Source organism: Microbispora sp. H10830, from assembly GCF_014161375.1.
Classification (GTDB): domain Bacteria; phylum Actinomycetota; class Actinomycetes; order Streptosporangiales; family Streptosporangiaceae; genus Microbispora; species Microbispora catharanthi.
In genome coordinates, this window is sequence record NZ_JABBWX010000013.1 from 308,395 (window position 1) to 333,508 (window position 25,114).

22 protein-coding genes and 1 rRNA gene are annotated in these 25,114 nt (G+C 72.3%); 5 read left to right on the top strand and 18 right to left on the bottom strand.

Annotated elements, in window-relative coordinates; translation table 11 throughout:
* The first annotated feature begins 124 nt into the window (after positions 1-124).
* Positions 125-1,531 (top strand): gluconate:H+ symporter, encoded by a 1,407-nt coding sequence (locus HHX35_RS30620; protein ID WP_182902118.1) that lies wholly within the window; start codon positions 125-127, stop codon positions 1,529-1,531.
* Positions 1,532-1,598: 67 nt separating this feature from the next.
* Positions 1,599-2,699 carry an o-succinylbenzoate synthase gene (gene menC, locus HHX35_RS30625; protein ID WP_182902119.1) on the top strand — a complete coding sequence of 367 codons (1,101 nt, stop codon included), beginning with the start codon at positions 1,599-1,601 and terminating at the stop codon, positions 2,697-2,699.
* A 36-nt stretch (positions 2,700-2,735) separates the two neighbouring features.
* On the opposite strand, the gene HHX35_RS30630 is transcribed toward menC, so the two are convergent.
* From HHX35_RS30630 to HHX35_RS30690, 13 genes are all read right to left on the bottom strand, one after another.
* Entirely contained in the window at positions 2,736-3,032 is a 297-nt protein-coding gene (locus HHX35_RS30630) for a hypothetical protein (RefSeq protein ID WP_030507339.1), read from the bottom strand.
* Positions 3,033-3,133: 101 nt separating this feature from the next.
* Positions 3,134-3,973 carry a CDP-diacylglycerol--serine O-phosphatidyltransferase gene (pssA, locus tag HHX35_RS30635; RefSeq protein WP_139573166.1) on the bottom strand — a complete coding sequence of 280 codons (840 nt, stop codon included), beginning with the start codon at positions 3,971-3,973 and terminating at the stop codon, positions 3,134-3,136.
* On the bottom strand, positions 3,960-4,619 hold the full coding sequence (locus HHX35_RS30640; protein WP_182902169.1) for a phosphatidylserine decarboxylase: 660 nt from the start codon (positions 4,617-4,619) through the stop codon (positions 3,960-3,962). The genes pssA and HHX35_RS30640 overlap by 14 nt, the downstream gene beginning before the upstream one ends.
* 138 nt (positions 4,620-4,757) lie before the next feature.
* Positions 4,758-5,771: a TerC family protein gene (locus tag HHX35_RS30645; protein ID WP_182902120.1), complete on the bottom strand. Its 1,014-nt coding sequence runs from the start codon at positions 5,769-5,771 to the stop codon at positions 4,758-4,760.
* A gap of 280 nt (positions 5,772-6,051) precedes the next feature.
* On the bottom strand, positions 6,052-7,164 hold the full coding sequence (locus tag HHX35_RS30650) for a glycosyltransferase family 4 protein (protein WP_182902121.1): 1,113 nt from the start codon (positions 7,162-7,164) through the stop codon (positions 6,052-6,054).
* Positions 7,165-7,255: 91 nt separating this feature from the next.
* A complete protein-coding gene (gene murJ, locus HHX35_RS30655) occupies positions 7,256-8,914 on the bottom strand; it encodes a murein biosynthesis integral membrane protein MurJ (protein WP_182902122.1) in 1,659 nt (552 codons plus the stop codon).
* An 81-nt stretch (positions 8,915-8,995) separates the two neighbouring features.
* Complete coding sequence (locus HHX35_RS30660) at positions 8,996-9,949, bottom strand: hypothetical protein (protein WP_182902123.1); 954 nt, start codon at positions 9,947-9,949, stop codon at positions 8,996-8,998.
* 52 nt (positions 9,950-10,001) lie between these two features.
* Positions 10,002-10,979 (bottom strand): copper transporter, encoded by a 978-nt coding sequence (locus HHX35_RS30665; RefSeq protein ID WP_182902124.1) that lies wholly within the window; start codon positions 10,977-10,979, stop codon positions 10,002-10,004.
* The gene (gene steA, locus HHX35_RS30670) at positions 10,976-12,172 is read right to left on the bottom strand and encodes a putative cytokinetic ring protein SteA (protein ID WP_182902170.1); all 1,197 of its coding nucleotides are present in this window, start codon (positions 12,170-12,172) and stop codon (positions 10,976-10,978) included. The genes HHX35_RS30665 and steA overlap by 4 nt, the downstream gene beginning before the upstream one ends.
* 424 nt (positions 12,173-12,596) lie before the next feature.
* On the bottom strand, positions 12,597-14,366 hold the full coding sequence (gene recN, locus HHX35_RS30675) for a DNA repair protein RecN (protein ID WP_182902125.1): 1,770 nt from the start codon (positions 14,364-14,366) through the stop codon (positions 12,597-12,599).
* A 182-nt stretch (positions 14,367-14,548) separates the two neighbouring features.
* Complete coding sequence (locus tag HHX35_RS30680) at positions 14,549-15,496, bottom strand: NAD kinase (protein WP_182902126.1); 948 nt, start codon at positions 15,494-15,496, stop codon at positions 14,549-14,551.
* A gap of 25 nt (positions 15,497-15,521) precedes the next feature.
* Entirely contained in the window at positions 15,522-16,331 is an 810-nt protein-coding gene (locus HHX35_RS30685) for a TlyA family RNA methyltransferase (RefSeq protein ID WP_182902127.1), read from the bottom strand.
* Positions 16,332-16,416: 85 nt separating this feature from the next.
* Positions 16,417-16,638: a hypothetical protein gene (locus HHX35_RS30690; RefSeq protein WP_182902128.1), complete on the bottom strand. Its 222-nt coding sequence runs from the start codon at positions 16,636-16,638 to the stop codon at positions 16,417-16,419.
* Positions 16,639-17,146: 508 nt separating this feature from the next.
* On the opposite strand from HHX35_RS30690, the gene HHX35_RS30695 reads away from it, so the two are divergent.
* Positions 17,147-17,494 carry an SCP2 sterol-binding domain-containing protein gene (locus HHX35_RS30695; protein WP_139573175.1) on the top strand — a complete coding sequence of 116 codons (348 nt, stop codon included), beginning with the start codon at positions 17,147-17,149 and terminating at the stop codon, positions 17,492-17,494.
* Positions 17,495-17,605: 111 nt separating this feature from the next.
* Here HHX35_RS30695 and HHX35_RS30700 read toward each other — a convergent pair whose 3' ends face one another.
* Together HHX35_RS30700 and HHX35_RS30705 are read right to left on the bottom strand one after the other, a co-directional pair.
* The gene (locus tag HHX35_RS30700; RefSeq protein ID WP_182902129.1) at positions 17,606-18,610 is read right to left on the bottom strand and encodes an HAD-IIA family hydrolase; all 1,005 of its coding nucleotides are present in this window, start codon (positions 18,608-18,610) and stop codon (positions 17,606-17,608) included.
* Between the two features lie 20 nt (positions 18,611-18,630).
* A complete protein-coding gene (locus tag HHX35_RS30705) occupies positions 18,631-18,972 on the bottom strand; it encodes a M48 family metallopeptidase (RefSeq protein ID WP_225898049.1) in 342 nt (113 codons plus the stop codon).
* Positions 18,973-19,149: 177 nt separating this feature from the next.
* On the opposite strand from HHX35_RS30705, the gene HHX35_RS30710 reads away from it, so the two are divergent.
* Positions 19,150-20,376: a DUF1015 domain-containing protein gene (locus HHX35_RS30710; RefSeq protein WP_259405524.1), complete on the top strand. Its 1,227-nt coding sequence runs from the start codon at positions 19,150-19,152 to the stop codon at positions 20,374-20,376.
* Here the strand turns inward: HHX35_RS30710 and HHX35_RS42790 are convergent.
* Positions 20,351-21,004, bottom strand: coding sequence for a single-stranded DNA-binding protein (locus HHX35_RS42790; RefSeq protein WP_220506048.1), 654 nt, complete (start codon positions 21,002-21,004; stop codon positions 20,351-20,353). The genes HHX35_RS30710 and HHX35_RS42790 overlap by 26 nt on opposite strands.
* Positions 21,005-21,108: 104 nt before the next feature.
* On the opposite strand from HHX35_RS42790, the gene HHX35_RS30720 reads away from it, so the two are divergent.
* Positions 21,109-22,035 carry an MBL fold metallo-hydrolase gene (locus HHX35_RS30720; protein ID WP_310739406.1) on the top strand — a complete coding sequence of 309 codons (927 nt, stop codon included), beginning with the start codon at positions 21,109-21,111 and terminating at the stop codon, positions 22,033-22,035.
* Positions 22,036-22,129: 94 nt separating this feature from the next.
* Here HHX35_RS30720 and HHX35_RS43895 read toward each other — a convergent pair whose 3' ends face one another.
* Both HHX35_RS43895 and rrf read right to left on the bottom strand, forming a co-directional pair.
* The gene (locus tag HHX35_RS43895) at positions 22,130-24,658 is read right to left on the bottom strand and encodes a hypothetical protein (RefSeq protein ID WP_259405525.1); all 2,529 of its coding nucleotides are present in this window, start codon (positions 24,656-24,658) and stop codon (positions 22,130-22,132) included.
* A 352-nt stretch (positions 24,659-25,010) separates the two neighbouring features.
* A 5S ribosomal RNA gene (gene rrf, locus HHX35_RS30730) occupies positions 25,011-25,114 on the bottom strand; the annotation flags it as partial.

Genomic DNA, 25,114 nt, shown 5'->3' on the forward strand with positions numbered 1-25,114 from the left:
GATCCCACGATTCGGGCGGCGCGATCCGGGCCCGCACGATTCGGGGACGCGTGAGCCGGTTCGCGTGATTCGTGGGGCTCCTGCGGGGCAGCGGCTACCGCACGAACCGTCGGAGGAGCCCCGGATGACCCCCCTCGTGACCCCCCTCGCGAGCACGGCCGCGTGGAGCGGCGACGACACCCGCCTCATCGTGGCCGCCCTGGCCGGCATCGCGGTCATCGTGCTGCTGATCACGAAGCTGCGGACCCACCCGTTCCTCGCCCTCGCGCTCGGCTCGGGCGTGCTCGGCCTGGTGGCCGGCATGGCCCCGGAGAAGCTGATCGACAGCTTCTCCGCCGGGCTCGGCTCGACCGTGGCCGGCGTCGGCGTGCTCATCGCCCTCGGCGCCATGCTGGGCAAGCTGCTGGCCGACTCGGGCGGGGCCGAGGAGATCGTGGACGGCATCCTGCGCCGCAGCGGCGACCGGGCCCTGCCGTGGGCGATGACGCTCATCGCGGTGCTCATCGGACTGCCGATGTTCTTCGAGATCGGGCTGGTCCTGCTGATTCCCGTCATCCTGCTGGTGGCCCGGCGCAGTGGCCGTCCGCTGCTGCTGATCGCGATCCCCGCTCTGGCGGGCCTGTCCGTCCTGCACGGCCTGGTGCCCCCGCATCCCGGGCCGCTGGTCGCGATCGACACGCTCAAGGCGGACCTCGGGCTCACGCTCGGGCTGGGCCTGCTGGTGGCGATCCCGACCGTGGTCGTGTCCGGCCCGCTGTTCGCCAGGTTCGCCGCCCGATGGGTGCGGCCGGTGCCGCCCGAGCGCCTCGAACGCGAGCAGACCCAGGAGCCTGAGAACGCGGTGCCAGGGGACGCGGACCGCCCCCGGCCGGGGTTCGGCGTCACGGTGGCCACGATCCTGCTGCCTGTCGTGCTGATGCTCGGCCGGGCCGTCGCGGAGATCGTCCTGCCGGAGGGCCACGCGGTGCGCACCGTGTTCGAGGTCCTCGGCACTCCCCTGATCGCCCTGCTGATCGGCGTGATCGTGGCGATGTTCACGCTGGGCCGCGCCGCGGGCTTCGGCCGGGCCCGGATCTCCTCGGCGATCGCCGACTCGCTGCCGCCGATCGCCGGGATCCTGCTCATCGTGGGCGCGGGCGGAGGATTCAAGCAGACCCTGGTCGACTCGGGCGTCGGGAAGGTCATCGGCGAGGCCGCGCAGGGCGCGAACGTGCCCGTGCTCGTGCTCGGCTGGCTGATCGCCGTCGGGATCCGGCTGGCCACCGGTTCCGCCACGGTCGCCACGATCTCCGCCGCCGGGATCGCCGCGCCGCTGGCGGCCGGGCTCTCCCCCGCCCACGTCGCCCTTCTCGTGCTCGCCATCGGCGCCGGGTCGCTGTTCTTCTCCCATGTGAACGACGCCGGGTTCTGGCTGGTCAAGGAGTACCTCGGGATGTCCGTCGGCGAGACGATCAGGAGCTGGTCGGTGATGGAGTCGATCATCTCGGTGGTGTCGTTCTGCTGCGTGCTCCTGCTCGGGCTGGTGGTCTGAGGACCGCGGAACGGCGTCCGTATAGTGGTCGGCGCACACCGTCCTTCCCCTGGAGCCCGGGCACCTCATGGAGATCACTGGAATCGAACTGCGCCGGATCGCGATGCCGCTCGTCGCGCCGTTCCGGACGTCGTTCGGCACCGAGACCAGCCGCGACGTCCTGCTGGTGCGGGTGGTGACGCCGCGGGCCGAGGGCTGGGGCGAGTGCGTGGCGATGTCCGAGCCGCTGTACTCCTCCGAGTACGTGGACGCGGCGGCCGACGTGCTGCGGCGCTTCCTGATCCCCGCGCTGCCCCGCGAGCCGGACCCCCAGGCCGTCGGTCCCGCCCTCGCGCCGTTCAAGGGCCACCGGATGGCCAAGGCGGCGCTGGAGGCCGCGGTGCTCGACGCGTCGCTGAGGATCACCGGCGAGTCCTTCGCCCGCTACCTCGGCGCCACCCGCGACCGCGTCCCCTGCGGCGTCTCGGTCGGGATCATGGGCTCGGTGGCCGAACTGCTCGACACGGTCGGGGCGTACGTCGAGGAGGGGTACGTACGGGTCAAGCTGAAGATCGGGCCGGGATGGGACGTGACGCCGGTCCGCGCGGTCCGCGAGCGCTTCGGGGAGGACCTGCTGCTCCAGGTGGACGCCAACGCGGCCTACACCCTCGCGGACGCCCGTCATCTGTCCCGGCTGGACGACTTCGATCTCCTGCTGATCGAGCAGCCGCTGGCCGACGACGACCTCGTGCAGCACGCCCGGCTCGCCCGGTCGATCCGCACGCCGATCTGCCTGGACGAGTCGATCGAGTCGGCCGCCCACGCGGCGGCGGCCATCAGCCTCGGCGCGTGCTCGGTGATCAACATCAAGCCGGGGCGGGTGGGCGGATACCTGGAGGCCCGGCGCATCCACGACCTGTGCCGCGCCCACGGCGTCGCGGTGTGGTGCGGCGGCATGCTGGAGACCGGGATCGGCCGGGCGGCCAACGTCGCGCTGGCCGCGCTGCCCGGCTTCACGCTCCCGGGCGACACCTCCGCCTCCCGGCGCTACTTCCACACCGACATCACACCGCCCTTCGAGCTGGACGGCGGGCACCTCGATGTGCCGGACGGCCCGGGGCTGGGCGTGATCCCCGTCCCGGACGTCCTGGACGAGGTCACCACGGCGACGGAGTGGATCCGGCTGTGACGGCCCGAACCGGTCAGACGTCGCCGAGAGGCCAGGTCAGGCGTCGCCGAGGGCAGGGTGCGGCCGGGGCTCGCCGGTGGTGAAGACCTTGACGATGCGGTCGGCCGCGAGAGCGGGCTCCTCCGCGCTCTCCACCACGTCGCCCCAGGACCAGCGGTAGAACCAGCCGTCCGACATCGCGACGCAGTCCACGGTCTCGGTGAACAGCGCCGCGTCCGGGTCGCGGACCTTCAGCGACGGCGGGTCGGGGCGCAGGGACGCCTCCAGCCCTCGCAGCTCAAGCTCCCGGGCCAGTTTGCCGAGGAAGTACGTCCGGGTGTGCTCACGAGGCATGGCGACCAGGGCTCCATTGGACTAGGCGTTTTCTCCACGTGATTGGCCCGGGCCCAAGGTGGCGGGCCCCAGCCGACCGGGGCCCTGTTCGTGCGACGACGTCAGCCCGCGTTCTCCGAGCGTCGTTCCCTGCGCTGCTGCTGTTTGAACATGAGAACGCGAAGCGGAATCGCGGACACGATCGCGATCTGCATGGTGGCGCCCACCTTGATGAGCTGGTCGCCGCCCGTGAGACCGGCCGCCCAGATCGTCAGGCAGGCCACGTTGATCAGCATCCAGGCCAGCACGACGGCGGCCAGATTGCCCTTCGGCTTGGGGTATTCGATCCGGCTGACCATGAGCCAGGCCACGGCGAAGATGGCGGCGAGTGTGACGTAGTTCGGCTGGAAGAGCAGCACGATCGACACCACGGTCATCGCGCCCATCGGGATCGGCAGGCCCATGAAGTCGCCGCTCTTGGTCTTCACGCAGGCGAAGCGGGCCAGCCGTACGACGCCGGCGAGCAGGACGGACCCGGCCGCGCACAGCACCAGCCACAGCGGGAGCTTGCCGGAGAAGCCGGCCCAGATCATCACCATGAAGGCGGGCGCGAAGCCGAAGCTGATCACGTCGGCGAGGTTGTCCAGCTCGGCGCCCATCGCGGACGCGCGGAACTTCCTGGCCACCAGGCCGTCGAACAGGTCGCAGGTCGCGCCGATGAGCAGCAGCACCACGGCCGTGCCGAAGAAGCGCGGGTCGGGGACGAACTTGACGCCGGCCTGCAGGTTGCTGATCGCCGACCAGGCGAGCACGCAGACGGCGAGGAAGCCGCTGAGGGCGTTGCCGAGCGAGAGGGAGTCGGCGGCAGACAGGCGGAAGGCCTTGCCGACGGGCCCGCGCGGCTCCTCATCCACCTCCTCCACCGGCCAGGCGGCTTCGGCCCCGAGGTCAGATGTGGTCAAGGCGTGTCACCCCCGCGACAGTCCGGGTGCCGACGGTGACCGCCGGCCTGATGCCCTCGGGCAGGTAGACGTCCACCCGTGAGCCGAAACGGATCAGTCCGACCCGCTCGCCCTGGGCGACCTTCGCGCCCGCGAACAGGTACGGCACGATGCGGCGCGCGACGGCGCCGGCGATCTGCACCATCTCGATGTCCCCGAGCGCGGTGTCGAAATGCCACACGACACGCTCGTTCTTGTCGCTGTCCTTGTTGAACGCGGGTACGAAGCCGCCGGGCACGTGCTCGACCGCGGTCACCGTGCCGGCCGCGGGCGCCCGGTTGACGTGCACGTTCAGCGGACTCATGAAGATCGCGACCCGGGTGCGGCCGTCCGGCCACGGGTCGATGCTCTGCACGACGCCGTCGGCGGGCGAGATGAGCCTGCCCTCGCCGGGCGCCCGCTCGGGGTCGCGGAAGAACCACAGCATCCCACCGGTGAGGGCGGCGAGCGGCGCCGCGGCCAGCGCCCAACGGGGCGACCTGCGGGTGAGAACGGCGGTGACGGCCGCCGCCGCGGCGGTCGGAGCCAGCCACGGGGAGACCCCGCGTGCGAGCCTGATTCGGCCCCGGGCACTTCCCGCGAGCCCGGATTCAGGGCCGCGGGGCAACGATTCGTTGGACACAGATGACCTTTGTACTCTTCTGGCGACTATGGAGCGGCATGCGAGCTAACGATCGATATTACCGATCCGGCAGTCAATGCGTGGCACAACGAGAACAAGCAAACAGGGTGAGTGCCCGTTTCGCTAGCCCTGCGGGGCTTCCGCCTGAGACGCCTCCGTTTGGGAGGCTTCCGCCGGAGTAACGGTCCTGTCGTCGCGGCGAGCCTTGAGGAGACTGGCGACGGTGGTCACGGCCATGGTCGCACCGATGACCGCCAGCGACACCCAGATGGGGATCTGAGGGGCCCAGGAGACCTCGTTCTCGTGAAGTGCTTCGAGAATCAGCTTAACCCCGATGAAACCGAGGATGAACGCCAATCCGTAGCTGATGTAGACCAGCCGCTGCAGCAGTCCGCCGAGCAGGAAGTAGAGCTGACGCAGCCCCATCAGGGCGAACGCGTTCGCGGAGAACACGATGAAGGCCGCCTTCGTGAGGCCGAAGATGGCCGGGATCGAGTCGAGGGCGAACAGCAGATCCGTGGTGCCGATGGCGATCATCACGATCAGCATGGGCGTCACCATGCGCTTGCCGTCCACCCGCACGGTCACCCGGGAGCCGACGTAGTCGGGGGTGGTCGGGAAGACCCGCCGGGCCCAGCGCAGGAGGATGTTCTCGTTGAACTCCTCGTCCTCCTTGTTGTGGTCCCGGACCAGCGTGTACGCCGTGTAGATGAGGAAGGCCCCGAACGCGTACAGCAGCCAGCCGAAGCGGCTCAGCGCGGCGGCCCCGATGGCGATGAAGATCCCGCGCATGACGAGCGCGAGGACGATGCCGACCAGCAGGACCTTGTGCTGGTAGATCCGGGGCACCCCGAAGCGGGTCATGATGATGTAGAAGATGAACAGGTTGTCGACGCTGAGGCTGTATTCCGTCAGATAGCCCGCGAAGAACTCGCCACCTGTCCCGGCACCGGCCCAGACCGTTAACCCGATGCCGAACAACACGGCCAGGCAGACGTAGAAACCCACCCAGATGCCGGCCTGCCGCATGGAGAACTCGCGTGGTTCACCACGATCGACGATCCACAGGTCGATGGCGACCACGACGACGAGACCCACGATGACCAGGGCCCACAACCACAGGGGAGCATGTACCACGATTACCTCCGGCGCGCGCTGAACACACTGCCGGAGGTCTCTCCCGCCCGTACGCGCACGACGGACCGACGGCCCCGGGTGCTGACACCGTGATGACGGAACCGCCGCGAAGGGATACTCCCCCCCAACCCGTCCAGTATATGGATCAGACTTAGCCTCACCTAATCCTTGCCGGAACGTCGGCGCTCGTCGGCGAGAACAGGCGGCGGCTCACCAGGCCGACGGTCTTGTGTCACCGACGCGAGAGGGTGGTCGCACCCTCCCGCCACCCCGGTCACCACTATGGCGCCAGCCCGTACGCCGTGAGCACCGCCCGCAGCGCCGCGTCCTCGTCGGGCAGCTCGCGGCCCCGGCGCGCGGACGCCTGCGCCAGGCGGGCGGCCAGGGCGGGTTCGCCGAGCAGGCGGCCGATCTCCCGGCTCAGCGCCCCGGGGTCCTGCGGCGGCACCAGCAGGGCCGCCTCGCCCACCATCGCGGGAACGCCGCCCACCCGGGTCGCGATGATCGGCCTGCCCGCCCGCAGCGCCTCCTGGACGCTCAGCGGCTGCCCTTCCCATCTGCTGGGCACGATCACCGCCGTCGCGACCTGGAGCAGATCTGCCGGCTCGGCCCAGCCGTACAGGACCACGGGCAGTTCCTCGGCGTCGACGCGGGCCTGAAGCTCCTCGCGCAGCGGCCCGTCGCCCGCGATCACGAAGACCGGATCCCCCTTGTACGGCCCGGCCGCCGCGTCGAGCAGCGTCTCCAGGCCCTTCTGCTGGGCCAGCCGGGCGACCGTGAGCAGGATCGGCCGCTCCTGCTCGGCCTGCGGCGCCTGCCCCGCGCCGGACACTCGGGTGGCGATCTCGGCCCGCACGTCCTCGGCCGAGCGGGCGGGTTCTGCGAGCGGCGGCGCGGGCACCACCGCGAGGTCCACCCCCCGGGCGCCCCTGGCCCGCATGCGCTCCGCGACGTCCGGCGAGATGGCCAGAACGCGGTCCGCACGCCGGGCGACGATCCGTTCCAGCAGCCGGTAGACCGCGCCGATCGCGCCGCCCGCCGTGACCGCGTTGTGCAGGGTGACCACGAGGCGCGGCCACCCCCGCGACCCCGTGAGAGCGAGCGCGGCCAGCGCGCCGGCCCGCAGCCCGTGGGCGTGGACGACGTCCGCGCCGCGGGCGAGCCCGCGCAGGCGCAGGGCGGTGCGCAGGTCGTGCGCGGGGTGCGGCCGGTCGGCGATCTCGACCTCGGCGTAGCCCGCGCCGGTGCCGCGGAAAGAGAAAGCCTCCTCGGTGCTGCCGGGACCCGCGACCAGCACGCGGTGTCCCCGCGTGACGAGCCCGCCGGCGAGCATCCGCACGTGCCGGGCCACGCCCCCCACGCTCGATCCCAGCACGAGCACGACACGACTCATGCTCTCTCCTCGCCTCCGGCCCGGAGTCCGGCCGTGCCGCAGGCGCGCGATTCAGCGCCCCGCCGGACGCTGTGCCTACTGATCCGCTTGCTCATACCGCCTCCTCGGCCGGCGGGTCCGCCGGGCTCGCGCCTCTTCCACCCCTCACTCCGGACAGGGCGGCGGTCAGGTCCCCGCGGTCCACGAGCCCGGCGACGAGGACCCCCGCGACCACGGCCGTCAGACCGGCCAGAGCGGCCGTCAGGAGGCCGCCCCACGGGCCCTCGCCCGACAGGGGAAGCCGGGCGGCCGCCGCACCCGCGAGGAAGCCCGCACCCCCGCCCAGCAGGGCGGCCAGACCGGCCCTCGACACTCCGTGGGCCGCCCGCGCGCCTCGCGCCCGCACGACCGAGGCCAGCAGCAGCCCTGCCCCCACCGTCATGCCCGTCGCCTGGCCGAGCGCGAGCCCGCCCAGGCCCCAGCCGTCCGGCAGCAGCAGGACGAACGCCACCTGGGCCACGGCGACGACCAGCCACCCGGCGACCTGTCCCCGGGCCGCCGCCCTGCCCTGTCCCGCGGCGTACAGCACCCGGCTGAGGTGGGCCACCAGGCCATACCCGACGAGCCCCGGCGCGAACAGCGCGATCCCCCGGGCGAACTCCGTCGCGGCGACCGCGGTGTCGGCCCGGGCGAGGAAGACGTGCGCGACCGGCACCGCGACCGCGGCGAGCGCGCCGGCCGCCAGGCCGCAGACCAGCACGACCGCGCGCGTCGTCCGCGCCGCCAGCGCCGCGAAGCCCTCACCCTCGTCCTCGGCCTGCGCCCGCGCGGCGAGCGCGGGGAACGCGCTGGTCGCGATGGGCACCGCGAGCACGGCGTACGGCACCTGGTAGATCGCCCACGCGTAGTTGTAGGCGGGCAGCGCGCCCCCGCCGACGCGGTTGGCGACGGGGATGAGGATCGCCGCGGCGGCCTGCTGGGCGACCAGCGCGCTCAGCCCGGCCAGGGCGAGCCGCCGCACCTGTACGGCGACGCCCTCGGGAAAGCGGAGCGTGGGCCGCCACCGCAGGCCGAGCCGCCACGTGGGGCCGACCACGGTGACTACCAGAGCCAGCACGCCGAGCGTCGTGCCCGCCGACAGCGCGATCTCGGCCGGTCCTGGCACCGTCGCGGGATCCTTGTGGCCGCCGCTGAGCGGCCCGAATGCCAGGTAGGCGACGATGACCACCACGCTCGACACCAGCGGTGCCAGCGCCGGCCCCGAGAACCGGCGATGGGCCTGCAGCACGCCGTAGAGCACCACGGCCATGCCGTACAACGGGATCTGCGGCGCGAAGACGACCAGCATGCGCGCGGCGACGGCGGCGACCTGCCCGGCGTCGCAGTGGTCTATCTCGGAGCCGACGAGTAGTCGCGCCACCGGCGCCGCGACCAGCGCGGTCAGCGCCGCGAGCGGCACCAGCAGCACGACCACCCAGGTCAGCAGCGCGGAGGCGATCCGGCCGACCTCCGCACGTGCCCCGCCGTCCGATCTGGCGGCGGCACCCGCGAGCACCGGGACGACCATCCCGGCGAGCGCGCCGCCCACCACGACCTCGAAGACGATGTTCGGCACGTTGTTGGCCGTGTAGTAGGCGGTCGCCAGGCAGTTCGTGCCGACCGTGCGCGCGAACGCCAGTTGCTTGGCGAAGCCGGTCACCCGCGCCAGGACCGTGATGACCCCGATGAGGACCGCCGCCCCCGCGATCCCCGCCCCGAGCCGTCTAACCATGCCGCTTATCCATGCCGCTTATCCATGCTGCTTATCCATGCCGGTGCCGTACGCCTCCGCGCACGGCCCTGGTCATCCAGGTCACCCGCGCGACCCCGACGTGCCGGGGGTGGTCTGCGGAGCGCGGCGGCCGAGCATGTCCAGGCGGTTGAGCACCGGGTTGCCCGCGATGACCTTGGTGAAGCTGACCTTCTCCGAGGCGGCGGTGAGAGCGGCGACGACACCGAAGGCGGCGATCCGGCCGGGCCTGCCCAGCCGGGCCGTGGCCGCCAGGCCGAGCAGCGCGCCGAGCGCGTTCGCCCCGGCGTCGCCGAGCATCGCCCGCTCGCCCAGGTCCTCGGGCAGCAGCGCCGCCGCCGCGCCCAGCGGAACGGCGGTCAGCGCGGCGGCCCTGGTGGAGCGCGGGCCGTACGGCGCGGCGATCGAGGCGGCCAGCAGGGGAACCCCGGCCAGCAGCCCCACCTTGATCGCGCGGCCGGGCCGCAGGTCGAACAGGTTGGCCAGGTTGGCGCTGCCGGCGATCAGCGCACCGTCGACGAGCGTGTCGAAGGACCGCGCCACCACGCCCCCGTCCCGGGCGTCGCGGGGGGCGAGCGCCGCCGCGGCGAGCCCGGTCGCGCCGATGCCGAGGATCTTGACCGCTCCGCTGGTCACCTCACCGCGCGCGAGCGCGGCCAGATGGCCCTTGAACCCCTTCGACGAGGTCGTGCCGAACAGGTCGTCGTACGCGCCGAGGACGCCGCTGCCCGCGCCGGCGAGCACGGCGGCCGCGCGGGCCCGTACGGGGAGTCCGGGGGCGAGGGCGGAGGCGGCGACGGCGCCGGCGGCGAACGCGGGGCCCTCCAGCAGCGTGACCGGCTCGCCCCGGTGGTTGACCCGGGTCCAGTACTCGTCGGCGGTCTTCTCGTCGCCGATCGGCGGGCGGCGCCGGAACGCGGCGAAGGCGGCGCGCGCGGCGGCCGCGCCGAGCGCGGCGCCGACGGCGGCCCCGAGGGCCGCGGCGGCGCGGGTGCCGGCCTGAGGACGTCTGGCCACGGCTGTTGCCCTTCTCTATGTAATCGTCAGGCGTGGTGTGCCGACCGGCGGCTCAGCCCCGGCTCGCCGCCGGGGTGGGGGTCTGGCTGGGCGCGGTCACCGTGGGCTCGAACGCCGTCGCGCCGCTGCCGATACCGTACGCGCCCGAACGGCCGGCGAGTTGCTCCCGCAGAGCGTAGACCACCACGACACGGCCCGCGGCGAAATCGACCGTGTCGACGGTCGAGACCGCCGAGGCCACGCCGCCGGTGTCGTGCAGCGCCGCGATGACGCCGCCGTTGGCGGAGGCGGTGACGGTGCCGGCCAGGACGGTGCCGAGAGCTCCGCTGTCGAGGCCGGCCGCGACCGAGACGAGCGCGTTCGTCTGCCGATCGGCGTCCTCCCCCTCGTACGGCTGGGCCGGCGCGAGCACGATGGCCATCGTCGCGCGCTGCTCGGGGTCGCCGTTCAGGGTCAGGAAGTCGCCCGCCTGGAACGCCTCCAGCACGCCGGTGGCCGCGGGGTTCGCCCGGCCCGCCTGCGCGCGGTCGTTGGTCACGATCGCGCCGGCGAGCATCGCGGCGGCCTTGTCGTACGGCGTGGCCCCGTCGGGGAAGGCGGTGCCGGCCGGGGCGAGGTTGGTGGCCAGCCCGTCCACCACGCTCGCCTGTTCGGCGTCGACGAACTTCTCGGTCAGGCTGACCCTGCCGGTGTAGGCGGCGCCCGCGCTCGTGACGAGCTTCTCGACCGGATCGCGCAGGGCGGCCGACGCGCCGGGAGCCTCGACGAGCACGACGCGCTCCCCCGCGAGCTGGCCGCGCACGAGCTCGGGCAGGTGGGTCGTGACCAGTGAGTCGGAGCCCTCCTCGCGGCTCTGCAGCTGCGAGATCTGGGCCAGGTTGCTCTCGTTGGCCTTCCGCAGGGACGCGGTCATCTCCTCGGCCGACTTGAAGAACGTGGGCTCGAGCACGGTGCTGCCCAGCACGATGCCGACCGTGAGCGCGAGGAAGATCGCCACGATCGAGACGAGGTGATAACGGAAATCGATCACGAGAAGAGTCCGACCAGCCAGAAGATGAAGCCGTTCCAGGCCACGCGCAGGCCGTTGAGCCACACCTGGCCGATCGGCGATACCGAAAGGACCACACCGATCGTGACCAGCGTGGTGGCCACGAGCAGCAACAGGGAGGGCGTGGAGATCCGGCTGCGGTAGAGCCTGCTCACGCCCTTGGCGTCCACGAGTTTGCTGCCCACTCGCAGGCGGGTGAGGAAGGTGCTCGCCGCGCCCGACCTGCCCTTGTCCAGGAACTCGTCGAGCGTCCAGTGGGTGCCGACCGCGACGATCAGCGTGGCGCCCTTGTCGTCCGCCAGGAGCATCGCGATGTCCTCGCTCGTCCCGGTCGCGGGGAACACGACCGCCTCCTGGCCCAGCTTGTGCACCCGCTCGAGCCCCGGCGCCCGCCCGTCGCGGTAGGCGTGGACGACCAGTTCGGCGCCACAGCACAACGCCTTCTCCGAGACGGAGTCGAAGTCGCCCACGATGATGTCGGGCGCGTACCCGGCCTCCAGGAGCGCGTCCGCCCCGCCGTCCACGCCGATCAGCACCGGGCGGTACTCGCGGATGTACGGCCGGAGCGTGGCGATGTCCTCCTTGTAGTGGTAACCCCGCACCACGATGAGGGCGTGGCGGTTCTCCAGGGAGGTGCGGATGTCGGGCACGCCGACCCCGTCGATCAGGAGGTCACGCTCGCGCCGGACGTACTCCATCGTGTTCGCGGCGAAGGCCTCGATCTGGACGGCGAGGCCCGCGCGGGCCTCGGTCATCGCCGCTTCGACGCTCTCGGCGGTCTGCGGCTGCCCCTTGCCGACCAGTTCCTCGCCGAGGTAGACCATGCCGTCGTGGACGCGGATCACTTCACCGTCGGCGATCCGCTCGAACAGCTCCGGCGACGCGTTGTCGATCAGGGGGATGCCCGCGTCGATCAGGATCTGCGGCCCGAGGTTGGGGTAACGGCCGCTGATGCTCGCGGCGGCGTTGACCACGGCCGCCACGCCGCACGCGACGAGAGCCTCCCCGCTGACCCGGTCGATGTCGACGTGATCGATAATCGCGATTTCCCCGGGCTTGAGGCGCTTGGTCAGCCTCTTCGTCCGCCTGTCGATTCTCGCCACTGCCGTCACCCCGGGAAGGCCGTCGGCCTTCCTGCGGCGGAGGCCCGGAACATTCAAGCTCGGGACCTTCATCATGACCATCCTGCCAGAGGCGGCGACCGCCACGCTTCCACACCCCACGGCTCGTCTGAATTGTCACTGCAAGTCAGGGATGTTGCCGAGGTGCGCCGACCGGGGGCAGCCGAGCCAACGCACACCTTCCGCGACGCCGTCCGCCCCCGTTCCTCCGCCCCCTCGTGCCGGGGCTTGACTGCTTCCCGGCGCGCCCTGCTCCAAACGTCACCCCCGCGCACGCCCCGCCGAGTGTACGCGCCGGGCGGGCCGGCGGCGGCGAGCAGCGGCAGGCCGGTGCGAGCGCGCGACCCGTGCGACCCGGCACGCGAAACGCACCGCATCGCACCGCACTGCACCATGCACCGCACCTGCACCGCACCGCACTGCACCGCACCTGGATCGGCGGCGGCCGGAGGCCTCAGCCTGTGGGCTGGAGGGGCCCTCAGCCGGCGGCCCGGCGGCCCGGGCGCTTGGCCGCTCCCGAGGACGCCTTCTCCCAAGCGGCCTTGTCGGCGGCGGCGATGGACAGCAGCTCGGCGGCGTGCGCCCGGCCGAGCTCGGAGTCCTCCAGCCCGGCGAGCATCCGCGACAGCTCCCGCTCGCGGCCCTCCTGGTCGAGCGTCACGACGCCGCTGCGGACGACCCTGCCGTCGCTCGCCTTCTCGACCACGAGGTGCTGGTCGGCGAAGGCCGCCACCTGCGGCAGGTGGGTGACCACGATGACCTGCGCCGTCCTGGCGAGTTTGGCCAGCCGCCTGCCGATCTCCACGGCCGCCTTGCCGCCCACCCCCGCGTCGACCTCGTCGAACACGAACGTCGGAACGGGGTCGGCCCCGGCGAAGACCACCTCGATGGCGAGCATCACCCGGCTCAGCTCGCCGCCGGAGGCGCCCTTGGTCAGCGGCAGCGGCGGCGCGCCGGGATGGGACGCCAGCCGGAGCTCGACCTCGTCCACGCCGTGCGGGCCGAAGCCGTCGGTGGTGGTGATCGCCACGCTCACCCGCGCGTGCGGCATGGCGAGCGCGGTCAGCTCCTCGGTCACCGCCTGGCCGAACCGGTCGGCGGCGACCGTGCGGATCGCCGTCAGCTCACCGGCCAGCTCGCCAAGCCGCTCGGTGAGCTCACCGTGCTCCCGCGTCAGCTCCTCGATGCGCTCGTCGTCGCCTTCGAGCTCCGTCAGCCTCTCGGCGGCCCGCTGCGCCCATGCGAGCACGGCCGCGACGTCCTCGCCGTACTTGCGCATGAGCCCGTTCAGCGCCGCCCTGCGCTCCTGCACCGCGGCGAGCCGCGCCGGGTCGGCCTCGACCGACTCGGCGTACGCGGCCAGCTCGGTCGCCACGTCGGAGACCAGGTAACCGGCTTCGGCCAGGCGGTCGGCGAGCCCGGCGAGCGCGGGATCGAAGTCGCGCACGGACTCCACGGCCGTCTTCGCGTGACCGAGCAGCGACACGGCGTCCTGCACGTCCTGCGCGCTCGACATCGGATCCCCGAGCAGCGCGGCGTGCGCGGTCGTTGCGGCGGTGCGCAGCGCGTCGGCGTGGGAGAGCCGCTCGGCCTCCTCCTTCAGCTCGGCGTCCTCCCCCGGCCGGGGCTCGACCTTCTCGATCTCCTCGAGGCCGAACCGCAGCACGTCGGCCTCCTGCGCCCGCTCCCTGGCCTTGACGGTCAGCTCGTGGAGCAGCTCGCCCACCTGCTTGTGCCGCTTGTATGCCTGCTCGTAGGCCCGCAGGGGTTTGACCAGCTCGTCACCGGCGTAACGGTCGAGCGCCGCGCGCTGCCTGCCGGGCTGCAGCAGCCGCTGCTGGTCCATCTGCCCGTGCACGGCCACGAGGTCGTCGGCGATGTACGTCAACGTGCCCACCGGCACGGCACGGCCGCCCAGCCAGGCTCGGGAGCGACCCTCGGCGGAGACCGACCGGGAGATGATGAGCTGCCCGTCCTCGACCTCGCCGCCGACGTCGGCGACCTGCTGAGCCACGCGGCCCCCGGGCTCGATCACGAGCGTGCCCTCGATCAGCGCCTTGTCGGCGCCCGGCCGGACCCTGGCCGGGTCGGCCCGCCCCCCGAACAGCAGGCCGAGACCGGTGACGACCATCGTCTTGCCGGCCCCCGTCTCACCCGTGACGACGGTGAATCCCGGCGACAGCTCCAGTACGGCCTCGTCGATCACGCCGAGCCCCTGGATGCGGACCTCCTCGACCCGTGGCCGCACTGGTCCCTCCCGTTTTGCCGACCGAACTCGCCAGAGATCCTACGCGTAACTCGTCAAGATTTTCGAGGACAGCGTGTCCGGACCGCGACCCGAACGAGAATCTGTGGACACGAAAGCCCTGCTCATTCGGCATATCACCACCAACCGCCACAACCCGCTGTGGATTGCGGCGCCTCACGCGGTCAGCCGGAGCGTACGCGGCCCCGCCAGCCCTGCACCGGCAGACCGAACTTCGCGACCAGGCGGTCGGTGAAGGGCGCCCCGGTGGTCTCCACACCGAGCAGGCGGGCCAGCCGAACGGGCACCTCGCCCCTGCGGACCTCCACCCGGGCGCCGGGCGGGATGTCGAAGCGCCGGCGGCCGTCGCACCACAGCACACCGGCACTGGTGTCCGGGAGGATCTCCAGCGCGAGCGTGGACTTCGGCGACACCACCATCGGCCGGGCGAACAGGGCGTGGGCGCTGTTGGGCACCAGGAGCAGCGCCTCCACCTCGGGCCAGACGACGGGACCGCCGGCCGAGAAGGCGTACGCCGTCGACCCGGTAGGGGTCGCGCAGATCACGCCGTCGCACCCCCAGCGCGACAGCGGGCGGCCGTCGACCTCCGCGACGACCTCAAGCATGCGGTCCTTCTTCTCGACCGACGCCTCGTTGAGAGCCCAGGTCCGCGCGAGAACCGACCCGTTCAGGCGCACGACGACATCGACCGTCATGCGCTCCTCGACCTCGTAGCGGCCCTCGACCACCAGGTCCACCACGGACGCCAGATCCTCCACCTCCGCCTCGGCGAGGAAGCCCACATGCCCCAGGTTCACACCGAGCAGCGGCACCGCGGCCGGGCGGGCCAGTTCGGCGGCGCGCAGCAGCGTGCCGTCACCACCCAGGACGATGATCAGCTCGGCCTCCTCCAGCGCCGCCCCGTTCTCCGGCACCACCTCGACATGGGCGCAGCCGAGCTCCTCCGCCTCCTCGTCGAGCACCCGGACGTTGATGCCCGCCCCTATCAGCCGTTCCATGACCAGGCGGGCGCTGCGCACGGCCGCCTCCCGGCCCGTGTGCGCCGTCACCAGGACGGTCCTTTTGGCGTCCGCCCGGTCGCCCGCCGCGCCGCCCGTGCTCATCGTGCTCATCGTCTCCACGCCTCGCCGCCCGTGCTCACCGGGGTCCCTCCGCGACCGCCGTGTCGATGGCCGCGTCCACGTCGGGCACGGGGTCGTGTCCCGGCCCCTTCCCGAGCCACAAAACGTATTCCACGTTCCCCGACGGCCCCGGCAACGGGCTCGCCGTCACGCCCTTCACCGTCAGGCTCAGCGAGTCCGCCGCCGCCGCGACGTCCCGCACCGCCTGCGCCCGCAGGTCCGGGTCGCGTACGACGCCTCCCGCGCCCACGCGCTCCTTGCCGACCTCGAACTGCGGTTTGACCAGCATCGCGAACTCCGCCACCTCGGCCGCGCAGCGCACCAGGGCCGGGAGGACGAGCCGGAGGGAGATGAAGGACAGGTCCCCGACGATCAAGGTCGGCGGCTCGCCCACCATCTCGGGGGTCAGGTCGCGGACGTTGACCCGCTCCATCACCGTGACCCGCTCGTCCGTACGCAGCGACCAGGCGAGCTGGCCGTACCCCACGTCGACCGCGAGCACGTGGGCGGCGCCGTGCCTGAGCAGCACGTCGGTGAAGCCGCCGGTCGAGGCTCCCGCGTCGAGGCACCGGCGTCCCTCGACGCGGAGCCCTTCGAACGCGCGCAGCGCGCCGAGCAGCTTGTGGGCGCCCCTGGACACGTAGTCGGGGCCCTCGGCCGTCTCGGCGACCACGATGGGGGCGGCCGTGTCCACCTGCGTGGCCGCCTTCTCCGCCACCCGGCCTCCGACGCTGACCCGGCCCGCCTCGATGAGCTGGGCCGCCTGCTCTCTGGACCGGGCGAGCCCGCGGCGTACGAGCTCGCTGTCCAGCCGGACACGCTTCATCGGGCCCGCCCCGCCGTGCCGTCCCGTGCCGTCCGGCCCTGCGTCCGCGCCCGGCTCGCGGTGTCCGCGGCCGCTCCCGTGGCGCTCACCGACCGCTCTCCCGGCCGCCGTGCGCTTCGGGCTGCCGCCCGCCCGCATCCTCCACGGACGCGAGCACCGCTTCGAGGCCGGCGAGGACCTGCTCGAAGACGCCCACGTGCTCGGACACCGGCGCGTGAGCCAGCCGTCCGAGGGGCGACAACGCGGCCTGCACGCCGTCGGCGCCCGAGGCGAGGTGCTCCCCGGCCGCGATCCCGCTGTCCGTCATGGTCCCTTCCTGCTCCGATCAGCTGCCCCGTCGCTTCCCCGTCACGTCTCCCCGTGCACGGCCGCACGCGCGCTCCGGGGCTTCGGCCCGGCTCTCACCGGACCGGGTCCCGGACGTCGCCGGACGACACGCGGCCATGCCGCGGGTCCCGTACGAGCCCCTGCGGCGCTGGTCGCCTCGACGCTATCGGACGCCACCGACGATCGTGCGCCGTCGGGCCGTTCCGCAGGGGATCGCGGGCCTTCCCCCGCGTGACCTCGCCTCAGGTGCCCGAGGGAGGCCATGCTCGCCTCGCCCGTCCCTTTCGTTGCGAAATCTACGGCTCGCGGACCGCCGGACGCGTGCCGTGACCTTTCCATGACCCGACGCGGATTTCGCGCAGGCCGCCCGTGGAAAGCTACTGTCGGTAGGTAGAGGGGAATCACATCGTCGACCGGTGATCCGTGCGCGGCTCACAAGCGGACACGGTCCGCGAGAAGACACGGTCCGCGAGGAGAAGGGCAGGCGCATGGCGACCGTCGAGGAATGCCGGGCGGCGCTGGACAAACTCGTCGAGCACTTCGACGAGATAAGCGAGGAGGACCGTGCCAGGCACGTGGTCGAACGCCGGCTTGCCTGCCGGATCTCCGACCTCGGCGTGACCTTCTACGGTCGCATCCACCGGGGCGGGCTCGACCCCTTCAAGGAGGTGCCCCCGGAGGACGGCCGGCCCGCCGAGGTCAAGCTGACGCTCAAGAGCGAGGACCTCGTCTCGATGGTCAACGGCGAACTCGACATGGGCCGCGCGCTGCTGGGCGGCCGGGTCAAGATCGACGCGAGCCTCGGCGATCTGCTGCGCCTTCGCAAACTCCTCTGACCGCTGCGTCAGAGCCGCGACGCACCCCCACGCCGAGATCCCGCGCCGAGGGCCTCGAACGCCGGCCACGCCGTGACGCGTGTGCGCCCGGCGACGCCGTCACCACGTCGGTCAGCGGCCGAGCGTCGCCAGGGCGGCCTTCACCGCGTCCTCGTCCGCTTGGCCGTCTCCCGCCGCCTCCCAGGCGGCGGCGCACGCCGCGCGCAGCCCCTCGACGGGGTCGCCCTCCCCGGATAGCACGAGCTCCCCGTCCTGCCACACGGCCGTCCACCCGCCGCAGGTCCAGCCGCCCGAGCCGCGCCGCACGGGAACCACGGGGACGTGCAGGCCGGACAGGTCGGCGGCGATGTGGGTGGGACGATGATGGGGCGCGGCGGTGAGCACGTCCAGAGGAGTGGCGACGCCGGTCAGCACGAGCAGGCTGTCGACGCCGGCCCGGGTCGCGCCCTCGATGTCGGTGTCGAGCCGGTCGCCGACGATCAGCGGCCTCTCGGCGCGGGTGCGGATCATCGACTCGCGGTGCAGCGGCGGCTCAGGCTTGCCGGCGACCACGGGCTCGACGCCGGTCGCGGTGGCGATCACGCGGCTCATCGACCCGTTCCCGGGCTGCTCGCCCCGGCCGGTCGGCATGGTCGTGTCGCCGTTGGCCGCGACGAACCACGCCCCCTGACGTACGGCGAGCGCCCCTTCGCACAGCAGCCCGTAGGACAGGTTGTCGGCGATGCCCTGCACCACGGCGGCGGGCGCGTCCAGGGCCGTGGTCACGGGGCGCAGGCCGTGCTCACGCAGGGCCATCCGCAGTCCCATGCCTCCTACCACCAGGACGGCGGAGCCCCCCGGCACGTGCTCGGCGACCAGCCGGGCCGCCGCCTGTGCGGACGTCACCACGTCCTGCGGGGCGGCCGGAATGCCCAGATGGCTGAGGTGCTGGGCGATCGCCCCCGGCGTGCGGGACGCGTTGTTGGTCACGAACGCGAGCCGCACGCCCTGGTCCCGGGCCGTCACCAGCGCCTCCGGCGCTCCGGGGACCGCGTGTTTGCCGAGGTAGACGACACCGTCGAGGTCGAGCAGCAGCGTGTCGTAGGCGTCCACGAGCACGCCGGTGGTTTCTGGCATGTCGGAAGTATGACCTACGGTCACGCCCGCCTCGCCCGCAGCGTGGCCCTGACCTGCTTCAGCGCGGACACATAGTGCCGCAGGTCGGGACGCATCGCCACCGCCACCGCGAGAGGCTCCTGCGCTCCCTCGATGTCTCCGCTTCGCCACAGCGACAGGCCGAGACCGAAGTAGGCGTAGTCCTCGGCGGGGTTGGCGTCGACGATCCAGCGGAAGCTGCCCGCGGCCTCGTCGTAGCGCTTCGAGTTGAACTGGGCCCGGGCGAGGGCCTCGCGGATGCTGCGCGAGTCGGGCTCGGCCTGTACGGCGTGCTCCAGGATCGCCGCCGCCGCGGCCGGGCTGCCCTCCTCGAGCAGTTTCATGCCACGCTTGAACCACTCATAGACGCCGCCGGAAGGCGTACCGCCCGGATCATTGGAAGAAGCAGCGGCCTCGTTTCGTCCTTCGATCATGGGGTAAGCCCTCCTGCACTCCGATTTCACAAGCAACCGGGCACCGCAGCGTCGGGGAGTCCGGGCACTTATGGCAACATGCCCGGTATGGAGAGTTCTGAACGGGCGGGACTGGTGCTACGTCCGTTCCACGGCGTCCGTTACGCGGTGGACGATCTGGGCGCTGTCACCTCCCCGCCGTACGATCTCATCTTCCCTGACGAACTGCGGGAACTGCTCAGTCGTCATCCGAACAACGTAGTGCGCCTGATCCTTCCCGGGATCAGCCACTACGGCGAGGCGAGCGCCACGTTGGGCGAGTGGCTCTCCGATGGAGTGCTGACGGTCGACTCCCTGCCCGGCCTGTACGTGTACGAGCAGAGCGGCGTCGGCTTCCTGCAGCGGGGCCTGATCGGAGGCGTCGGGGTCGGGTCGACCGCGATCCTTCCGCATGAGAACGTCCTGCCGGAGCCCGTCGCCGACCGGCTCGCCCTGATGCGGGCGACGCAGGCCAACTTCGAGCCGATCTTCCTGTTGTACGAAGGCGGGGGCACCGCCTCCCGGCTCGTCGACGACGTGGCGACACAGCGTTTCCCCCTTATGGACGTCCGGACCCGTGAGGGCGTGCACCACCGGCTCTGGGCCGTGACCGACCCCCACGAGATCGAAGCCGTCGCGGAGGACCTGCATGATCGTCAGGCGCTGATCGCCGACGGTCACCACCGTTACGCCACCTACGAGGCGCTGCAGAAGGACCACGTGGGTCCCGGCCCCTGGGACTACGGCCTGGCGTACCTGGTCGACTCCACGGCCTACCCGCCCGATCTCAGGGCCATCCACCGTGTCATCCCGGGGCTGCCCCTGCAGGAGGCCGCCGCCCGCGCCAAGGGCGCCTGGCAGGTCCACGAGTTCCCCTCGGTCGAGGACGCCCTCGCGGGGCTGGCCACGGCGACCGGCCCCGCCTTCGTGCTCGCCGGCGAGGGACCCGCCCATCTGCTGACGGATCCGGACCCGCTGCAGGTCGAGCACGCCATGCCGTCCGGGCAGTCCCCGCGGTGGCGGATGCTCGACACCTCGGTCCTCACGACGTTCCTCCTGCCCAAGGTGTGGGGGATCACCGACAGCGAGCAGTCGGTGATGGTCGTGCACCACGACCCGCTCGCCGCCGTGGAGAGGGCGCGCCGGCTCGGCGGGACGGCGGTGCTACTGAATCCGCTGTCCACGGAGGACGTCCTCACGGTCGCGGCGCAGGGTGAGCGGGTGCCGCGCAAGTCGACCTCGTTCGGTCCCAAGCCCCGTACGGGCCTGGTCATGCGGACCTTCGCCACTGACTGATCACCTTGTCGCCGGGCTCCGCCGAGACGGCGTCGTCCCGTTGGTCGCAGGACGACGTCGCCGGAGGGCCGACGGTGCCGACGGCCTGGCCGCCAGAAGAGCCTGCCGGAGGGCCCGTGGGATTCGCCCCGCGGCCGGAGGCGCCGCCGGAGGACACCTCACCGCCGGAGCACGCCTCACCGCCGGAGGACACCTCACCGCCGGAGCACGCCTCGTCTGTCGCACGGGCAGGGGCGATCTCACCGGCATCACCGGCCTGGCCGGTCTCGGCGGCGGTTCCGTCATGGGCGTGGGGCGTTCTCCTGCGTGGCCTGCCGCGGGGCGCGGCCGGTTCGACGCGGCGTGCCGTACGGACCTCGATCTCGTAGCGACTGCCGCCGCGCCACCAGCGGCGGCGCAGCGCGCCCTCCACCTCGACCAGATCATCGAGCTGCCAGCCGACCAGCATGTCGCGCACGCCGTCGTCGAGCGTCGCGCACTCGATCGCGTCCGACCGCTGATGGCCCGAGCGGCCTCCCGGCCTGCGGACCGCGAGACGCCACTGCGTCAGCAGGGCTCCGCTCGGCAGTTCCCGGTGTGCCGGCTCCATGGACAGCCGCCCGGCCAGCACCACCTCGTTGCGGTGCATGTGATCTCCTCTCTGCCGTGGAGATCACTATGCGTGACCAGGTTGGGCCGACGAGGCCCTGAATGCCATTCTGTGAATACCGGTTCTAGTTTCAGGAGTGGGCTGTGGACAACGTGACTCCACTCGGCGGCGACGTCTACGAGATCGACACGCGGATGGCGGGCTATTCCGGCATCACCGCGGGCTATCTGATCCTCGGCGACCGCCCCTGCCTCGTCGAGACGGGCACCTCGACCTCGGCTCCCGTGGTCAGGGACGCCCTGTCCTCCCTCGGGGTGGGACCGGACGACCTCGCGACCGTCGTGGTCACCCACATCCACCTGGATCACGCCGGGGGCGTGGGGGACATCGCGAACTACTATCCGTCCGCGGAGATCGTCGTCCATGAGAAGGGTGCCCGTCATCTCGCCGATCCCTCCCGGCTCATGGCGAGCGCCAAGATGGTGTGGGGCGACAAGCTCGACGTACTGTTCGGCACTCTGGCGCCGACCGACGCGGCCCGCATCAGGGCCCTCGGCGACACCGGGACGATCGACCTGGGCAACGGCCGCACCCTGGCGAGCCACTACTCCCCCGGCCATGCCAAACACCACGTCGGCCTGCTGGACTCGCTCACCGGCGACCTGTACGTGGGCGACGCCGCCGGCGTGTACCTGCCCGAGACCGGAGACCTGCGGCCCGCCACGCCGCCGCCGGACTTCGACCTCGACGTCGCCCTCGGCTCGATCGCGCTGTTCACGGCCCTGAAACCGCAGCGGCTGCTGTTCAGCCACTACGGACCGGTGAAGGACGTGCCTCCCACCCTCGAACGGTCGGCCGAGGAACTCCGGATATGGGTGGATCTCACCAGACGGGCCAGGGACGAGGGACTCGACCTCGATCACGCCGTCGCCATGGTGCGCGACCGGACGCGGGAGCGGTACGCCGCGCTACGCGCCGACGAGGCCACCGCCGAGCAGTTCGAGCTGCTGAGCGGCGCGCCGTCGAACGTCGCGGGGATCATGCACTGGCTGGACCGTACCCCGCGCTGACTCCTGGCCCCCAGAAAGACCCGTCCCTGAGACGCGGCTTCTCCCGGGAAAAGTAAACGGGCGCCGCCGAGGCGGCGCCCGCACGGAAGGAACGTCAGGGCTGGCGCTTCGCCCGATCCTCGGCGTCCTCGGCCTCCACGGGGTCGTCGAGCACGTCGCCGAAGTCCGGCTCGATGAACGCGGGGCCGTAGGACGGCGCGCTCTTGGCGGAAGCCCGCTCGGCCCCCTCATCGGCGTCGCGCGTCTCCTCGGCACCCGGTGCCGGCGTCGCCGCAGGCGCCACCGGTTCGGACACCTCGCCGGCCGAGGACGTCTCGGCCACATCGTCGCCCGCGGAGTCGCCGTCCGCCGAATCCTCGGTCAGCTCGTCCTCGTCGGAGAGGTCGTCCTCCCGGGGGTCGCCGGGGAGATCCGCCTCGTCCGCCTCGTCCTTGACCGCCTCTTCGATTTCCTCTTCATCGTCGGCAAGGTCGTCCAGGAGGTCACCGGACTCGGCGCCGGACTCGTCGTAGTCCTCCTCCATGTCCTCGATCAGTCCGCCGGTCAGTTCGGCGTAGCGTTCGGCCGCGTCGGTCTCGCCGTCCTCGTCGAACGCCATGGCACGAGCGAACCAGTCGGTCGCCGCTTCTTCGTGCCCCGCGTCGGCCAGGGCGTCCGCGTACGCGAACGCGAGGCGTGCCGACCACGGCTTCGGCTGAGGGTCGCGCAACTCCGGAACCCGCTGCAGCGTGATCACGGCCGCGTCGTGCTGGCCGAGGTCACGACGGGCCCCGGACTCCACGATGGCCAGTTCGATCTTGCCCGCGCGGTCCAGCCGTTCGGCCTCGCGCGACCGGACGAGGTCGAGCGCCCGCTCGGGCCGCCCGAGCCCGCGCTCGCAGTCCGCCATGATCGGGAGGTATTCGTCCGAGCCGCTGATCCGTCGGGCGGCCCGCAGGTCGCCCAGCGCCTCGGCGTACTGACCCGCGTGGTAGGCGGCGATCCCGGTGGCCTCGCGGACCACGCCGATCCTGCCCGCGAAGCGGCGGGCCACCTTGGCGTGCTCGTAGGCCTTCTCCGGATCCTCCGCACTCAGCGCACGGGCGGCCGCCACGAGGTGGCCGGCCACGAGGTCCGCCAGGTCGTTCGGCAACGACCGAAGCTCCGCACGCGCCTCCCGGTCCAGTTCGTCCGGCGTGATGTCCGGGTCGAGCGGAGGAATCTCCTCCCGCGTCCTCGGCCTGCTCGGCTCGTCCGGCCTGCCGTAGCGGCCGCGGCTGCCGCCCCGCTCGTCGCGGCTGAAGGGACGCGCCGCGCCGCGCTCGCCGCTGAACGGCCTGGACTCGTCACGGTCCCTGCCGAACGGCCGGGCACCGCGATCGCCGCCGAACTGGCGCCGTGGCCGGTCGCCGGAGCCCGACTCGCGCCCACGGAACGTCCGAGCCCCCTCCTCACGGTCGCGGCCCGAACGCCTGTCGTCGCGGTCCCGGAAGGACCCCCCAGGCCGATCTCCCGACGTACGGCTCGGCCTGTCGCGGAACGAGTCCCGGTCGCGGTAGCGGTCGCCACCCGCGTCCTGCCGGTCCCCATAGGGGCGCCTGGGCCTGTCCCCGCCGCCCCTGCCGTCGCGGTCGCCGAACGAACGCCGCGGCCGCTCCTCGCCGCCGAAACCTCGATCGGTGCCCCGGTCGCCACCTCGATCGCCGTACGGGCGCCGGGGACGGTCCTGGCGCTCGTACCCGCTTCCGCCCCTGTCGTCGCGGCTGTAACCGCGCTCCTGATCCGTACGTCGCGGCGGGCGACTGCCAGACCCGTCACGATCGCCGCGCTCGTACCGGGGCGTGAAAGAGCGCCCTTCCCGGTTCTCCCGGTTCTCCCGACCCTCACGGCCGTCGCGCTCGCGGGAGCCGTAGCGCCCGCCGAAACCGCCGCCCTGGCGCTGCGGGCGGTCTCCGTACCCGCCGCCGCCTTCCCGCCGATCCGTGCGGCGCTCACCGTACGGCCGGCTGCCGCGGTCGTCGGAACGGAACGGGCGTCCGCCCCGTTCCTCGCGATCCCGGGAGCCCTGTCCGCCTCGGAAGCCGTCGCGGTCCCCAGAGGGGCGGCGCGGCCGATCGGTGCGGAAAGCGTCCCGGTCCTGATAGACGCGCTCCCCGCGTCCTTCGGAGCCTCCGGCTTCCCTGCGTCCCTCGAAGCCGCCGGCCCCGCGCGGCCGGTCACCACCGCGATCGAAGCTCCGTCTCTCGTCGCGGTCGCGGTACCCGCCGCGATCGTCGGTGCGGCCACCCGCGCGATCTCCGCCGTCGAAGGGACGGCGACCCCGGTCGTCCCGGTCGCGGTTGCCGCCGCGCCTGTCACGATCCCCGTAGGAGCCTGTCGCCCTGTCGTCACGACCACGCGATCCGAACCGTCCCCCGGACGGTCCGCCCTGGTCGCGGTAGCCGCGCCTGTCGGACTGGAACGGGCGCTCGCCGCGCTCGCCGCGGTCGTTCCGGGAGCCTTCTCGCCGCTCTCCATAGCGACCGCCGAAGCCGCCGCTTCCTCCGTTACCGCGGAATCCTCCGGTGCGCTCAGCCCGGTCTCTGCTCTCTTCGCGGTTGTCTCCGCCACGGCCCGCGCCGTCGCGCCCGTCTTCTCTGTTCACTTCTGTCCTCTGTTGCTTGCTCACCGCGTCCGGTTCGCCGGCCGCAGGGCTCTGTCTTCCCACTGTCCTGACTATTGGGGATCCGCCCCATACCCGATGAGTGCCAGGGAAGACATGTTGTTTGCGCCGCAGGTCCGCTGAGATCGCGTCCGCCGCAGCCTTCGCTTCTCGTCCGATGCGACGAAGGCCACCCGTGGGGGTGGCCCGGCATTGCCAGCCTAGCGCGCCGTCACCACCACCCGGGCCTCGACAGGAGCTTTCGTTCCCCGTCGACCCGGGTTTCGGCGTGGTGAAGACATGGCCTCGTAAATACAGAAGGGCCACCCCATCGGGGTGGCCCTCCACAAAGATTGTCCGGCGGTGTCCTACTCTCCCACACCGTCCCCGGTGCAGTACCATCGGCGCTGACAGGCTTAACTTCCGGGTTCGGAATGTAACCGGGTGTTTCCCTGCCGC

Coding starts and splice junctions, on each gene's coding strand:
- HHX35_RS30695 (WP_139573175.1), top strand. CDS start 17,147: ATGGCGACCGTCGAGGAATGCCGGGCGGCGCTGGACAAACTCGTCGAG.
- HHX35_RS30630 (WP_030507339.1), bottom strand. CDS start 3,032: ATGCCTCGTGAGCACACCCGGACGTACTTCCTCGGCAAACTGGCCCGG.
- HHX35_RS30705 (WP_225898049.1), bottom strand. CDS start 18,972: ATGAAACTGCTCGAGGAGGGCAGCCCGGCCGCGGCGGCGGCGATCCTG.
- HHX35_RS30685 (WP_182902127.1), bottom strand. CDS start 16,331: ATGAAGCGTGTCCGGCTGGACAGCGAGCTCGTACGCCGCGGGCTCGCC.
- HHX35_RS42790 (WP_220506048.1), bottom strand. CDS start 21,004: ATGCACCGCAACGAGGTGGTGCTGGCCGGGCGGCTGTCCATGGAGCCG.
- HHX35_RS30650 (WP_182902121.1), bottom strand. CDS start 7,164: ATGAGTCGTGTCGTGCTCGTGCTGGGATCGAGCGTGGGGGGCGTGGCC.
- menC (WP_182902119.1), top strand. CDS start 1,599: ATGGAGATCACTGGAATCGAACTGCGCCGGATCGCGATGCCGCTCGTC.
- HHX35_RS30680 (WP_182902126.1), bottom strand. CDS start 15,496: ATGAGCACGATGAGCACGGGCGGCGCGGCGGGCGACCGGGCGGACGCC.
- steA (WP_182902170.1), bottom strand. CDS start 12,172: ATGAAGGTCCCGAGCTTGAATGTTCCGGGCCTCCGCCGCAGGAAGGCC.
- HHX35_RS30620 (WP_182902118.1), top strand. CDS start 125: ATGACCCCCCTCGTGACCCCCCTCGCGAGCACGGCCGCGTGGAGCGGC.
- murJ (WP_182902122.1), bottom strand. CDS start 8,914: ATGGTTAGACGGCTCGGGGCGGGGATCGCGGGGGCGGCGGTCCTCATC.
- HHX35_RS30700 (WP_182902129.1), bottom strand. CDS start 18,610: ATGCCAGAAACCACCGGCGTGCTCGTGGACGCCTACGACACGCTGCTG.
- HHX35_RS30710 (WP_259405524.1), top strand. CDS start 19,150: ATGGAGAGTTCTGAACGGGCGGGACTGGTGCTACGTCCGTTCCACGGC.
- HHX35_RS30690 (WP_182902128.1), bottom strand. CDS start 16,638: ATGACGGACAGCGGGATCGCGGCCGGGGAGCACCTCGCCTCGGGCGCC.